The 14469-nt window shown below is 39.5% G+C and carries 14 protein-coding genes; all 14 read left to right on the forward strand.

Annotation, left to right across the window (positions count from 1 at the left end):
* Nucleotides 1–274 precede the first annotated feature (274 nt).
* On the forward strand, nt 275–706 hold the full coding sequence (locus MW695_RS16025; protein WP_247106367.1) for a disulfide oxidoreductase: 432 nt from the start codon (nt 275–277) through the stop codon (nt 704–706).
* Between the two features lies 1 nt (nt 707).
* Nucleotides 708–1178: a thioredoxin family protein gene (locus MW695_RS16030; RefSeq protein ID WP_247106369.1), complete on the forward strand. Its 471-nt coding sequence runs from the start codon at nt 708–710 to the stop codon at nt 1176–1178.
* Nucleotides 1179–1336: 158 nt separating this feature from the next.
* Entirely contained in the window at nt 1337–1639 is a 303-nt protein-coding gene (locus tag MW695_RS16035; protein WP_247106370.1) for a phasin family protein, read from the forward strand.
* Nucleotides 1640–1675: 36 nt separating this feature from the next.
* Nucleotides 1676–3352, forward strand: a complete 1677-nt coding sequence (locus tag MW695_RS16040) for an ABC1 kinase family protein (RefSeq protein WP_247106478.1) — start codon at nt 1676–1678, stop codon at nt 3350–3352.
* 342 nt (nt 3353–3694) lie between these two features.
* Nucleotides 3695–4741 (forward strand): ring-opening amidohydrolase, encoded by a 1047-nt coding sequence (locus MW695_RS16045; protein ID WP_247106371.1) that lies wholly within the window; start codon nt 3695–3697, stop codon nt 4739–4741.
* Nucleotides 4738–5745 (forward strand): amidohydrolase family protein, encoded by a 1008-nt coding sequence (locus MW695_RS16050; protein ID WP_247106373.1) that lies wholly within the window; start codon nt 4738–4740, stop codon nt 5743–5745. Before MW695_RS16045 ends, MW695_RS16050 begins: the two co-directional genes overlap by 4 nt.
* 16 nt (nt 5746–5761) lie before the next feature.
* Complete coding sequence (locus MW695_RS16055) at nt 5762–6586, forward strand: ABC transporter permease (RefSeq protein ID WP_247106374.1); 825 nt, start codon at nt 5762–5764, stop codon at nt 6584–6586.
* Nucleotide 6587: 1 nt separating this feature from the next.
* The gene (locus MW695_RS16060) at nt 6588–7382 is read left to right on the forward strand and encodes an ABC transporter ATP-binding protein (RefSeq protein ID WP_247106375.1); all 795 of its coding nucleotides are present in this window, start codon (nt 6588–6590) and stop codon (nt 7380–7382) included.
* 18 nt (nt 7383–7400) lie between these two features.
* Nucleotides 7401–8471 (forward strand): ABC transporter substrate-binding protein, encoded by a 1071-nt coding sequence (locus tag MW695_RS16065; RefSeq protein WP_247106377.1) that lies wholly within the window; start codon nt 7401–7403, stop codon nt 8469–8471.
* 91 nt (nt 8472–8562) lie between these two features.
* Complete coding sequence (locus tag MW695_RS16070; protein ID WP_247106378.1) at nt 8563–9063, forward strand: cysteine hydrolase family protein; 501 nt, start codon at nt 8563–8565, stop codon at nt 9061–9063.
* 10 nt (nt 9064–9073) lie between these two features.
* Nucleotides 9074–10735: a PucR family transcriptional regulator gene (locus MW695_RS16075; protein WP_247106379.1), complete on the forward strand. Its 1662-nt coding sequence runs from the start codon at nt 9074–9076 to the stop codon at nt 10733–10735.
* Nucleotides 10736–10748: 13 nt separating this feature from the next.
* Entirely contained in the window at nt 10749–11969 is a 1221-nt protein-coding gene (locus MW695_RS16080; protein WP_247106380.1) for an amidase, read from the forward strand.
* Nucleotides 11935–12789, forward strand: a complete 855-nt coding sequence (locus tag MW695_RS16085; protein WP_247106382.1) for a fumarylacetoacetate hydrolase family protein — start codon at nt 11935–11937, stop codon at nt 12787–12789. The genes MW695_RS16080 and MW695_RS16085 overlap by 35 nt, the downstream gene beginning before the upstream one ends.
* A 38-nt stretch (nt 12790–12827) precedes the next feature.
* Entirely contained in the window at nt 12828–14459 is a 1632-nt protein-coding gene (gene ggt, locus MW695_RS16090) for a gamma-glutamyltransferase (RefSeq protein ID WP_247106383.1), read from the forward strand.
* Nucleotides 14460–14469: the final 10 nt, after the last annotated feature.

Raw genomic sequence — 14469 nt, forward strand, 5'->3', positions numbered from 1 at the left:
TGCCTCCCCAGCGGTTATTGTATGGATCGAACTAGATTCTTGTAAATGATTTAGACTGACCACTACAATTTAATTAGTTACATTAATTGTGACCATCTCAATGCCCATTATATCAATAATGATAATCAGTTTCAATAAAAGAGTTTATAGAAGAAATATTTTTTCACAAGTATGTTTATTTCGTGAACGGCAGTAAACTTCTTTTCTTTTTTCATGTCATTTTGATATAGTAATATCTATAGATTGACGATTACCATAATAGATGAGGTGAACGATGAAAAGGATATCGATAAGTAGTGAGAATCTTCTGTTTTGTGCATGGGGGATTTCATTGATCGCTACAGCTGGTAGTTTATATTTCTCTGAAATTGTCGGTTACATCCCTTGTGATCTATGCTGGTATCAACGGATTTTAATGTATCCTATGGTCATTATTTTAGGTGTAGCTGTTATTAAGAGAGACTTGAACCAAGCACTGTGTTCAGCTTTGTTTTCAGGAATAGGGATGTTTGTGGCATTGTATCAGTATGTGCTACAAAAAGTTCCTTCAATGAATGAGTTAGATTCATGCGGTATAGTGCCTTGTTCAGCACAGTATATAAATTGGTTTGGTTTTGTAACGATTCCGTTTTTAGCGCTTATTGCGTTCATTTTAATTTTTGTCATAAGTATCACGATTTTAATTCGAGTAAGGAGATCTAAATAAAATGAAAAAAGTTATTATTTTCTTTGTCGTCATCATTGTTTTATTCGGTGCATTAGCGATTGTTAACCATTTCTCAACAAGTCAAAAAGTAGAAGGGAATCCATTTGGGAAATCAAGCTTGAACCCTGCTACGGTGAAACAATTGGATGATCCGAACTATCAAAATATTATCCTTCCTGAAGAGCTTGAAGCGTCATTAAATTCAGAGGAGAATCTGACAATTTATTTTTATCAACCGACTTGCCCAGCATGTGTGGAGATATCTCCTGTTATCGTACCGATGGCTGATGAAATGGGAATTGATATGAAGCTATACAATCTTGTTGAATTTGAGTCTGGCTGGGCCGAGTATGACATTTCGTCAACACCTACTATTGTTCACTTTGAAAATGGAGAAGAAGTAGGACGGGTTGGGCTATTAGAAGATGAGCAATATGAAATGTGGTTTGATCAAATTGCCCAAACTCAATAATGAAAAAGGCTACTAATGAGTGAACAATTTATTAGTAGCCTTTTTTCTTCATATCACGTAAATAAAAGGTTTGAAAGAAGGCAATATTGGGTAAAAGAATTAAACAATCCATTTTAATATTGTGAAAAAATTCACTTGATTTTGTAGGAGGGACTATTATGAGAGATCGATTAAAGAAAGGTTTAGCACTAGGAATTGGATTGGCTGTTGCTAGTAAGGAGCAAATCGAAAAAACAGTTGATGAATTAGTGAAGAAAGGGGAATTGAGTCAGCAGGAATCAAAGGAATATATGGATGAGCTCTGGAAGAAGGCTGAAGAGACGAAAGGGGAGTTAGATGCGAAACTCCAGGAAAAAATTAAGCATGTTTTGGCTGATTTAAATGTGGCGACAAAGGCTGAAGTAAAAGTGCTTGAGCAACGTATTCGGGAATTAGAAGAAAAGATAAATACACAGGGTTGAGCATAATAGAAATGTGGATGAAAGGAGGGGGTTCTGATTTTTGAGAAACGAGTCAGGCATTTAAAACGCTATCGAGAAATTGCTGCAGCCTTTTCAAGAAATGGATTTGGCTTCATCGTAAAGGATTTAGGCCTTCATGATCTCGTTTCATTGCCAAAACGGTGGTCAATGAAAGACAAAAAGGAAGGTACGCATTCTACAGGAGAGCGAATTCGAAAATTTTTGGAAGAGCTTGGTCCAACTTTTGTGAAGATGGGGCAGCTTGCTAGTACGAGGCCAGACTTAATTCCGACTGATATCATTCGCGAATTAACGAAGCTTCAAGATGAGGTACCTCCTTTTTCATCAGAGGAAGTATACGAAATAATTGAATCTGAGTTAGGAAGTTCGATGTCGGAGTTATTTAGAGAGTTTCATTCCGAGCCATTAGGTTCTGCATCAATTGGTCAAGTTCATGAAGCGCTTTTACATACAGGTGAACGAGTAGCCGTTAAAGTACAGCGACCTCATATTAATCAATTAGTGCATACGGATTTGGAAATCTTACACGAACTTGTTGAAATCGCTGATCATCGTTTGGGGTGGGCGGCGAAATATCGCTTAAAAGAGGTTGTGGAAGAATTTTCACAAGCATTAATTGCTGAGTTAGATTATCGACGTGAAGGGAGAAATGGAGAGCGCATTGCCCGACAGTTTGAAGGTGATCATACGGTACATATTCCATGTGTCTATTGGGATTATACGACGAAAAAGGTTTTAACGATGGAGTTTGTAGAAGGAGTCAAACTTAATCACTTAGAGGCGTTACGTGAGCATGGCTATGATACAAAGCTATTAGCCGAACGGGTGACACGTTCCATTTTACAGCAAATCTTACTAGAAGGATTCTTCCATGGTGACCCTCATCCAGGGAATATTTATGCGTTGCATGATAATGTTGTGGCATTTATGGATTTTGGCATGGTTGGGAGACTAACGTCGGAGATGAAACAGCATTTTGCAACGTTAATGATTGCAATGATGAGGCAACGAACGGATGGGGTCATTAAAGCGATCACTGAAATGGGGATTGTTCCTGATCATATTGATATGGAAGAATTACGAGCGGATGTCGAAGAATTACGTGATGAGTATTATGATGTTCCATTTAGTCAGATTCATTTAGGTGAAGCTGTTCATAAGCTCTTTCGAATTGCACATGCTCACCGGATCCAAATACCAACAAACTTAACGCTTGTAGGTAAAGCGTTGCTGACGTTAGAAGGAATGATTGAAAAGCTTGATCCTGAATTAAGTATCGTAAAGGTTGCCGAACCATTTGGTCGCGAGTTGTTAAAGCAACGCTACCATCCGAAGCAAATGGCAGAGCAAGTGTATGATCAGTGGCAGGATTTTAGGAAAGCCATGTCGAACATTCCACAAAATGTCGAACAGCTTACATCAATAACAAAAAAAGGACATATTCCTATCGAAGTGACGATGCCAAAGTTGGATATGTTCTTGAAGAAGATGGATCGAATTAGTAATCGTCTCTCTTTTAGTATTGTTCTCCTATCCTTTAGCATTATCATGGTTGGTCTTATAATTGGGTCCGCATTAGGCGGGCAAGCTTCCCTGTTATGGAATGTACCTGCAGTGGAAATTGGATTTATAGTAGCCATTTTAATGTTTGTTTGGTTATTGTTTTCCATTTTTCGATCTGGTCGTTTTTGAATAAGTTGCTAGATTCTAATTATGAGGAACTAAAAAGCAAATTAGCTCATATAGTTCCTTTTCTTTGTCGATAAGTGACACGATATATATATAAGACTACTATGTAATATTAGTAGTCTTTTTTTTGTGTCTAAAGGTCAGGGTATTTTAAGCAAAAATCACTTGTTCAGGTAGATAAACTAACAACAAGGTAGAAATAATCTGACGAAAAACTTTAAAATTATCGATAATCCACAAAATATAAATTTGTTGCTGTGAGAATACACCAATTACTCTGTTATTTTGGGGTGCTAACATGGTGTCATAACAAAAAAACAACTCACAAAAACAGAGGTGGAGCAAATGAACTATCAATTAATTCGTTGTGATATGGAGCATCCAGGAGATGTTACCGCATTACAAACGTTATTAAAAGAAGAGAAAATCAAAGCAGAGACGATTAAGGCGATTATTGCGCAAACAGAAGGAGATGGGTATTCAAGAGGATATGCCACTTTGGCTTTTCAAGGATTATTATCATCGTTTTTATCGATAAGTCACGAGGATGTAATTGAGCAAATTCCGATGATGATGATTGGCAAGACTGGAGGGCTAATGACTCCACATTATACGTTGTTTATTCAAGAAGAAGGCGACAAAGTGAATCAATCTAATGAGAAGCGTTTTGCTTTTGGTGTCGCATCGACACCGATTCTCGATGAGAATGAAATTGGTACGTTAAAGCAAGTTGATTACGTGACTGAAGCAGTGAAGCGAGCGATGGAAGAGGCCGATATTGATTCCATTGACGATGTGAAATGTGTAGAGGTGAAGTGTCCTTGGGGTGTTGGAGGAAGTTTATCGAAGGCAGCTTCGGCATTAGGCTCTGCTGTAGCATTAGAAGAGGTTGAACGAGATTGCATATCACAAGAAAGCTTGAATCGAGACCATTCTCTTTATTCAGTTAAAACATCCGTATCAGCAGGACATGAGCAAGTATCAGCACGGGTTATTGTGATGGGTAATTCGACCGCTTCTTCTAGTGACCTGTATATAGGATCAGGGGTGATGGAGGATGCGCTAGATTTAGTTGGGCTTAGGAAATCGTTTGAGAACGCAGGGATACAAGCTGGATCGACATTGTCGGAAGATAAAATGGAAGATATTGTACAAGTGTTTGTCAATGCTGGAGCAGATGCTCTTTCAACTGTTCGCGGAAGGCGACATACGATGCATACTGATGCATTAGCGATGCACTCAGGCATCTTGGCGAAGGCAGTAGCGAATGCAGTCGTTGGCAGTTATGTTGGTGAAACGAGAATTTTATGTTCTGCAGGTTCTGAGCATCAAGGTCCACAAGGTTCGAACTTAATTGCTCCGGTCGTACGAGTTACGGGCGGTGAGTTATGAGTTTTGTCGGTTGGATGAATTATCATGCGCATATTGATAAAGGGTTTTTGTCACCACCTTTTCGTTATAAAGATGCTCCAGCTTCTACTCGTGCCGAGTGGACACGAGAAGCTAAAGTGTTAATGACGAAAAATGAAATCAAAGAAGCTGCCGTGAAAGCTTTAACGAAAATGCATCAATATGGAACGGTTTATGTCCGCACTCATGTTGATGTTGATCCGTTGTTTGAATTACGAGCTGTTGAAGCGTTGAAGGAAGTTCAAGAGGAGTGGAAGAATCGAATCGTCCTTGATTTGATTGCCTTTAATCAGGAAGGTTTTGATCGTTATCCGGAAACAGAGGTGTTATTAAAGGAAGCAATAAATCTTGGTGTTCAAGGAATTGGTGGTCATACGAGTATGGATCAAGACGGCAAGCAGCATATTGATAAGATTATCCAACTCGCTACTCATTCTGATTTAGATTGGATTGAATTTCATACAGATGAAACGGGTAGGATCGATGATTTTAATCTTCCATATTTAGCAAAAGTGACGACTGAAGAAGGATTAGGCTCAAAGGTAACAGCCATTCATTGCTGCTCACTGGCAAACGTCGAAGAAAAAATAGCGATGGAAACGATCAAGGCAGTGGCTTATTCTGGTATGACGGTAACTACTTGTCCGACTGCAATAGCGACAAGGTCATTAACAAGAGTAAAGGATTTAGCAAATGCTGGTGTAAAGCTTCAAATTGGTTCCGATAATTTGCGTGATCATTTTAATCCACTTGGAAGTGGGAATATGCTGCAATATGGTCAATTACTAGCCTATATCTTACGCTTCTATGAACCAGAGGAGGTGGAGAATATCATTCAATGGTTATCAACTGTTCCTGAAATAGAAAGAGTGAACAAACAGCTCCAGCACTTGTCTTATCGACCAGCCTATGATTTGAAACGGCCAAGTGAATTATTAGCTGAGGCTCCTAATCCTGTTAAATTAATGGAGAAAATGATTCGATGAAAGGAGGAAGTGAAAAATGGAAACAAAAACGGGAGTGGCAATGATGAAACAACAAGAGAAAGGTAACCGAGTTTTGGTCATTCCACAATTTGTATGGGCAGTACTGACCTTATTAGGTATGGCGAGCATCTGGCAATTACTAACGATCGTAATGGATATCCCCAGATATATTTTGCCGTCACCAATCGATATAGGGACACGCTTTGTTAGTGACTTTCAAGTATTGTTTTCTCATTCATTGACGACGTTGACGGAGGTATTACTTGGGTTTGGGTTAAGCTTGGCGATCGGTATCCCGTTAGCGATCTCGATTGTGTATTCTCGCTATTTAGCAAATTCGTTATATCCGATATTAATCGGTATTCAATGTATACCAATGGTATCAATTGCGCCAATTCTTGTTATATGGTTTGGCTACGGGTTAACGACCAAAATATTACTTGCCTGCTTAATTTCATTTTTTCCCGTTGTGATTAATTCCGTCGTTGGATTTCGTTCCTTGGATAAAGATATGCATGATTTAGGGAAATCGATCGGTATTTCAGAATGGAAAATCTTTTTCTATCTCCGCTTGCCAAACGCATTACCACATTTATTTGGTGGCTTTAAAGTTGGGATTACGTTAGCGGTCGTTGGGGCGATTGTTGGAGAATTTGTTGCATCAGAGCACGGTCTTGGCTATTTACAATTAACGGCGAATGCTCGGTTAGATACGACGCTAGTGTTTGCGACACTTCTGACACTAGCAATTATCGGGATATTGTTATTCTGTATCGTGCACTTATTTGAACGGATATTAATGCCTTGGTATCACGAGAACAAGGCAGGGGGTGGGAAGTAATATGGCTACAAAACTAGAGCTAACGAATGTTGGCAAAGTGTTTCAAACGAGAACAGGACGAGTTGAAGCATTAAGAAACATCTATCTCTCTGTTGAACCTGGTGATTTTCTGTCGGTTGTAGGTCCAAGTGGCTGTGGAAAAAGCACGATTATGAGAATTATTGCTGGCTTGGATCGACCTACTTCAGGACATGTACTATTAAATGAGAAGCCACTTGGAAAAATAGCTGGAGGTGTCGCGGTCGTCTTTCAAAAGGATGTGTTACTAGCATGGAGGTCGATTATAGATAATGTGTTATTCCCTCTTGAATTGAAAGGAATAACATGGTTTGATCGACCGAACAAGCAAACGAATCGAGCAAAGGCGTTAGAATTACTAGAGTCTGTTGGTTTAAAAGGATTTGAAGATAAATATCCACATGAGTTATCAGGTGGGATGAGACAACGGGTATCAATTTGCCGTGCGCTTATTCAAGATCCTAAGCTTCTTTTAATGGATGAACCGTTTGGAGCACTGGATGCCTTGACGAGAGAGCAAATGATGTATGATTTGTTGAAGCTTTCAGATAAGTACGGATTTACAACGATCTTTATTACCCATAGTATTGAGGAGGCTGTCTTTCTATCAGATAAAGTCGTTGTCATGTCAGGAAGACCAGGAACGATTTTGAAGGAATTACCGGTTGAACTTAATCGACCTAGAAGTAGTGAATCACGTTCCAATCCTCATTTTAACCAGCATGTTCATGACATTCGTTCAATCTTCCAATCGCAAGGTATTCTAGCAGAAGCTTGAAAAAGGAGAGAAATTATAATGAGAAAATTCGCAAAATTCTTACTATTATCATTGTGTATGATGGCTATTTTAGCAGCTTGTGGAGAAGGTAATAATCAGGATGATTCCGAGGAAGCGATAGAGACAGTAGGGGAGGGGACGAATGAAGAAGAATTAGAAGATGGAATGACAATTGGTGACCCGGAAGTTACAGACGTGACCTTACGATTGAATTGGCGCTTTAAAGGAGAATTTTCCCCATTTTTTGTGGCTCAGGAAAAAGGATTTTTTGAAAAATATGGCTTACATGTTGATGTGTTAGAAGGAAATGGTTCAACAAGTACGATGCAAGCTGTTGCTCAAGGACAGGATGATTTTGGTATTACGTCAACAGTCGAGCCTTCACAAGGTTTAGTCGAAGGTATGCCGATTAAAATGATTGCATCTTATATGAATCGTTCACCGATTATGATCGCATCACATCCTGATACACCAGTTGAAAGTCCACAAGATCTTGAAGGAAAAAGTATTGGGATGTCAATCGCATCTACGTTTACAAATATATATCCATTTTTCTTAGAAAGTAACGATGTTGATGAATCTTTAGTTGATTCAGTACAAGTAGAAAGCTCAGCGCGTAATGGATTATTTTTAAACAAAGAAGTAGATGCTGTTGCCATCTTCTCAACAAATGAATATCCACTATTTGAACGGGAGTTGGGTGTAGAGTTAACACCACTTTATTTAGCTGACTTTGGTTATGACCTCGTTGGTTTAACGTTAATAGGAAATGATTCATTTTTAGAAGAAAACCCTAACACAGTTAAACGTTTTTTAGCGGCGATTGATGAGGCATTTGAGTATACATTAGCAAACAAGGACGAGGCGGTAGAGCTTGTCATGGAACAATTCCCAGATGCTATGGATGAAGAAACAGCACTTATGCAGCTTGAATTACTTGAAGAGATTGCTTTATTTGATGAACAGCCTTACGGATGGATGTCAGAAGAGAATATGGAGGATACACTTGATATATTGGAAATGAGTGATTTAATTTCTGAGCGTTATGAGGTTGACCGTTATTATACTAACGAATATTTTGAACAGTAAAGAGGTAGAAGGTTCAAAGGGGGAAAAGCCCTTTGAACCATTTACTCTATAAAGAAGGAGGTAACCCAGTGTCCTATTATCCGTATGATTTGTGTCAAGCATTATTGAACAACCAAGAAAGGAAAAGACTCCGATTATTTTTCTGAAAATGATTCATTCGAAAGAAAACGATGGGAACAGGGCTTGGATACAGAGAAGAAAGGCAAAGCAGCATCCTAATAGCTATCGAGCAGGAACGTGGGGATGTGAATTCTACAATCTATTACAATCCGATAAAGATGATTATTTCGTTGGGAAGCATCGATATAGTGCGTATATGAATGAACAATTTGATCAATTGTTGCAATCGTTACATATTGACACAATGGTTATGACAGGGATTAATACGAATACATGCGTGGAATCAACAGCACGTGATGCTCATCAACGTGATTACCATGTAGTCGTTATAAGCGATGCAACAGTGTATGCTTTCCCAGATGCATATGAACCTTCATTGAGAAATATTGATAGGCATTTTGTTTCAGTCATGTCAAGTGAACAGTGTCTTCGTCTTTTTCGGGGAAATAGCCATTCGATAATCGATAGATGAGGTGATAATAGTGTCAGAGGTGATGAATCGTAGAGGACTAACGATTAAAGGGTTATTAGAGCTTGAGCCGTTAGAAGGAGCCAGGCTTGTCGCAGGGCATTCAAATGTCAATCAAGTCATAAGTCGTGTCAATATTGTTGGTTCACCGGATGTGTTGAATTTTGTCCGACCACAAGAATTTATGATGACAACGGGGTATCCTTTCCGAGATCATGTGGAGGAGCTTGTTGATTTATTATCTCAATTAAAGAGAAAGAATGTGGCTGGGATCGGAATTAAGGTACAACGCTTTATTGATGAAATCCCACAAAGCTTTATCGAAAAGGCCAATGAGCTTCATTTTCCAGTTGTTGAAATTCTACCTACAGCAGTATTTTCTGATATTGTAAGAGTCGCGATGGAGGAAGTATTCTATCAAGAATCTGAGCATTTAATGACATTATACAATCGTGTTCAAGAATGTACGAAGCAAATGGCAGCCGGCAAGGACATAAGGGACGTTATTTATCATTTAGAAGAATTGATGGGGAATCCAGTCGTTGTTTATGATTTTGATCGAACGATTATCGCACCATTATTTGAGGATGTTTTAGAAGAATTTGAGTTAAGAAAAGCTGTTCAAGCTTTAGAGGCGAAGACGGGTAGTGGGATAAGAAGCATTAAAATTCGTGATGAACCATTTTCGTGTATATCGATCCCATTAACGTCGGAAACGACACTTAGTCATACTGCTTTCATTGCATGTATTGAAACGAATTATGAATTAACAGAAGTGGACTGTTTAACGATAGAAAAAATGAGTACGATGTTAAACATGGAGCTTGCCAATATTGCGGCAAGGAAGCAGATTGAAAAGAGGTACATGGATCAATTTTTGAAAGATGTCTTATTGGGTGAGGTGACATCTGATGTAGATATGGAAATTCGAACACAGTCTCTTGATTTAGACTTTGAGAGAAAGTGGTATCAAGTGTTTATCATGGATGGGAAAGATAAAGGAGCTATGAAAGAGGAACTTTCATACATGGTGTCGACGTTATCAAAAGCGATAAAGGGACAGTTATATGGAACAATTTTACTAGGAGAGTTTACTTTTTTACTTATTGATCATACGAAAAAATCACTAGAAAGAAGCTTTGGTCTTATTCAAAAGGAAGTCGATCGATTTATAAGTTATAAGAATATGCAGGAGTCTTATACGTTATGTGTTGGTGATCACGTAAATGATATAAAGAATATTCAAGAAAGCTATCATAAAGCGGTTAAAGTGAACACGATTCGTCAGCAATATACAACGGATAAAAAGGTGATTCATTATCAAGATTTACATTTGTATCGCTTGCTCTATTTAATTCCGGAAGGAACTGAGGTGATTCAATATACAGAAGAAATGCTCGGAGTTCTTGAACAGGCATCAAAGAAATCAGTCAACTATATTGAAACACTAGAGGCTTATTTCCAAGCGAATCGAAACATTCGTGTGACAGCTGAAACACTTTATACGCATTATAATACGGTTGTTTATCGGATGGAAAAGATATCTGCATTATTAAATGTAGATATTGATGATCCTGAGGTGAGCCTTGAACTGCAGGTGGCACTTAAGCTACGAAAAATGAATCAGTCGCAATTGAAAAAAGTGAAATCACTTGCGCAGAGAATGTATTCATAGAGGAGGAGAAGAGATGGACAAATGGAATGCATTTAAAAAGAATTATTTGAACTTGTATGAAGCCGAAGAAGGTTCTTTAAAAGGAATGACGTTTGCTGTGAAAGATGTCTTTGCAGTAAAAGGAATCGTTGCAGGTGCGGGGAATCCAGATTGGGAAAGAACACATTCATCATCTATTGAGCATTCATTTGCAGTAAAGCGCATGTTAGAAGAGGGGGCGATGTTAAAAGGAACGACACATACAGATGAACTGATGTTTAGCTTGAATGGAGAAAACATTCATTATGGGACCCCATTTAATCCAACGAGCATCGATCGAATACCTGGAGGATCATCAAGTGGTTCAGCTGTCGCTGTTGCGGCAAGTGAAGTCGATTTTGCTCTCGGAACAGATACAGGTGGCTCGATTCGAATTCCGGCAAGTTATTGCGGTGTGTACGGCTTCAGACCAACTCATGGTCTCATTTCAGTAGAAGGAGTCATTCCACTTGCGAAGCGTTTTGATACAGTTGGATGGATGACGAGGGAGCCAGAGTTGCTTTACAAAATCGGTACAATTTTAATGAATCAAGATTATAGTTTGCCTTCCTTTAGACGTATTATCATACCAGAGGATATCATTGAGCTATGTAGTAGTGAATGTCAGCACGCATTTTCTAAGCAAAAAGAACTGATGAAGCCATTCGTTGAAACGATAGATTCTATAAATTTGGCCTCTGAAGGAATGGAGATTTGGTTAAACACATTTAGAACGCTACAAGGCTATCAAATATGGCGTGAGCATGGTCAATGGATTGAGGAGCATCAGCCTACTTTTGGTACAGATATTGATCAACGTTTCAAATGGGCAAAGACGATTAAGAAAGAAGAGTATGATCAGGCAGTATTGCAACAGAGAAAATTAAAGGATCAATTTGTTCGACTTCTTGGTGAGGACAGCTTACTTATGATGCCAACAGCTCCATCGATTGCCCCTCTTCTAAGAGCAAAAGGAGAGAAGTTAGAAGAACAAAGGAAGCGAACGTTATTAATGACATGTGTAAGTGGCTTAATAGGTGCGCCGCAAGTATCAGTTCCTGCTATGAGCATTGATGGACTACCGGTTGGCCTTTCCTTTATTGGATCTACACATCAAGATTTACGCTTACTCCATTGGGTAAAGGAATACCATGAAAAGGTACAGAAGGGAGCATCCACCATTGAAATTAGCGACCATTTTATATCAAGGAAATGAGCAAGCTGCGATTGCTGTAGAGGATGGATATGTCTTAATTGAGACGATCAATCAATATGAACAGTTACAATGGCCGAATACGGTGTTTGAATTAATTACAACAGAAGTGATTGATGATTTGACTAGCTGGTATGAGCAAGAAGGGTGTCAGAGGCTAGAGCGTTATGACAAGGTTGAGGGCAATAAAGCACAGCTTGCTCCGCTTTATCGGCGACCTCGAAAGATTTGGGGAGTCGGTATGAATTATTTAGATGAGAAGCCTAAGCATGTTTCTACCTATTCAGATCCTGTTAGCTTTATGAAGCCGGATACGACGATTATTGGGATGGATGATGCAGTTAAAATCCCAAAAGGGTCAACGAATACAACAGCCGAAGCAGAGTTAGCCATTATCATTGGCAAGCGATGTAAAGAAATTGATCAATCAGAAGCAAGCTATTATATACTCGGATACACCTCTGCGTTAGATATGACGGAAGCAGATATCCATGCTGAGAACCACCGTTATTTAACACGTGCTAAAAGCTTTGATACGTTTTTTAGTTTTGGTTCGTTTTTATTAGTTAATGAAGTGGAAGATGTGAAACAATTATGTGTAGCAACTGTACTGAATGGCAATGTTACGTACGAAAGGAAAGTGGAGCAAATGCGTTATGATCCAGCGTACATCGTCGCCTTTCATTCAAAGGTGATGACACTATTGCCAGGTGATGTGATTTTAACGGGGACTCCAGGTGCTGTCGTTATAAGAGATGGTGATGTGATTGAAGCTCATATGACCGGAACGAAGCCGTTAGTAAATACTGTTGAGCAGCTATAAGGGCACTGAAAAAGTCCAAAAAGAGGAGGTCATCGAGGATGAAAGCATACCGACCGACGACGATGGCACCGGAAGTAATGGTGACAAGTCCTCATTACCTAGCATCACAAGCAGGAGTACGTGTGCTACATGAAGGAGGGAATGCATGGGAGGCAGCGATTGCTGTTGCTTCGACACTAGCAGTTGTTTATCCGCATATGAACGGAATCGGTGGTGATAGCTTTTGGCTTATGTATGATGCGAAGTCAAAATGCATGCGTGGTTTAAATGCAAGCGGTCGTTCTGGAGAAAAAGCAACGATTCCATTTTATCACGAACGAAACTACCAAGATATACCGACACGAGGTTATTTAGCAGCTAATACGGTTCCTGGTGCGGTTAGTGGCTGGGAACAGGTCTTTCATTATTCACAGAAGCACTTGCAAGGAACAGCACGTTGGTCCGACTTATTTAAAACGGCTATTTCGTATGCAGAAAATGGATTTCCAGTTACACCAAGTCAACACTATTGGACAACGTGTAATGTATACAATGAAAGCACGAACCTACAAAACTATCGTGAGTTTAAGAAAACGTTTTTAAATGATTATTGTCAGCCTTTTCAGACGGGTGAGGTTATGACGTTACACGATCTAGGAAGCACACTGGAGGAAATCGCTGAAAAGGGGGCACGGACGTTTTATGAGGGTAGTATCACAAAAGCAATGATTGAAGATATTGAACAGCATGATGGAATGCTCACATTAGATGATTTTGCCTCACATCAATCAGAGTGGGTGACACCTCTCTCTGTTCCTTATCGGGAATATACAGCTTTCAATCTCCCTCCCAATACACAGGGAATGACGTCGCTATCGATTTTAAATATATTGAATCAATTTGACTTCCGTCATGTTGATGTTGATTCAGCCGATTATGTTCATCTCATTCTAGAAGCGACGAAGCTTGCCTTTTCTGATCGTGATCAATGGCTAACAGATCCTCACTTTGTAGATATTCCGATTGATGAATTGTTGTCAGGGGACAGAGCAATCCAAGTAGCGAAGCAAATTCAAATGTCATCAGCACTAAATCATGAAAAGCTCCTTGACCCTAAAGGGGATACGGCTTGGTTTGGAGTCGTTGATCGACATGGACATGCTGTATCTTGTATTCAAAGCATTTATCATGACTTTGGCTCTGGTATTATACCAAAAGGAACGGGGGTGCTTCTGCAAAACCGAGGAAGCTTTTTTTCACTAAATCCAGAACATATTAATAAGCTTGACCCCCATAAGCGGACGTTTCATACATTAAACCCGGCAATGATGACATATAGCTCTGAACCTCTCCTAGTTTATGGTACAATGGGCGGGGAAGGGCAACCGCAAACTCAAGCGGCACTCGTTACGAAAATGATCGATTACGGAATGTCTCCTCAAGAGGCGATTGAAGCGCCGAGGTGGTTATATGGACGAACATGGGGAGCACAATCGAATACGGTTAAAGTTGAGTCGCGGTTGCGCGAGAATGTTTTTAATGAGCTAAAAAGACGAGGACATCCAATTGAAAGAGTAGAGCCATACACAGATATGATGGGTCATGCTGGAGCGATATGGATTGACCCGGAAAATGGGATGAAATATGGTGGAGCAGATCCAAGAGGAGATGGCATGGCAATTGGATATTAATAAGGAGACT

The organism is Halalkalibacter sp. APA_J-10(15) (assembly GCF_023017105.1).
GTDB lineage: Bacteria > Bacillota > Bacilli > Bacillales > Bacillaceae_D > Halalkalibacter.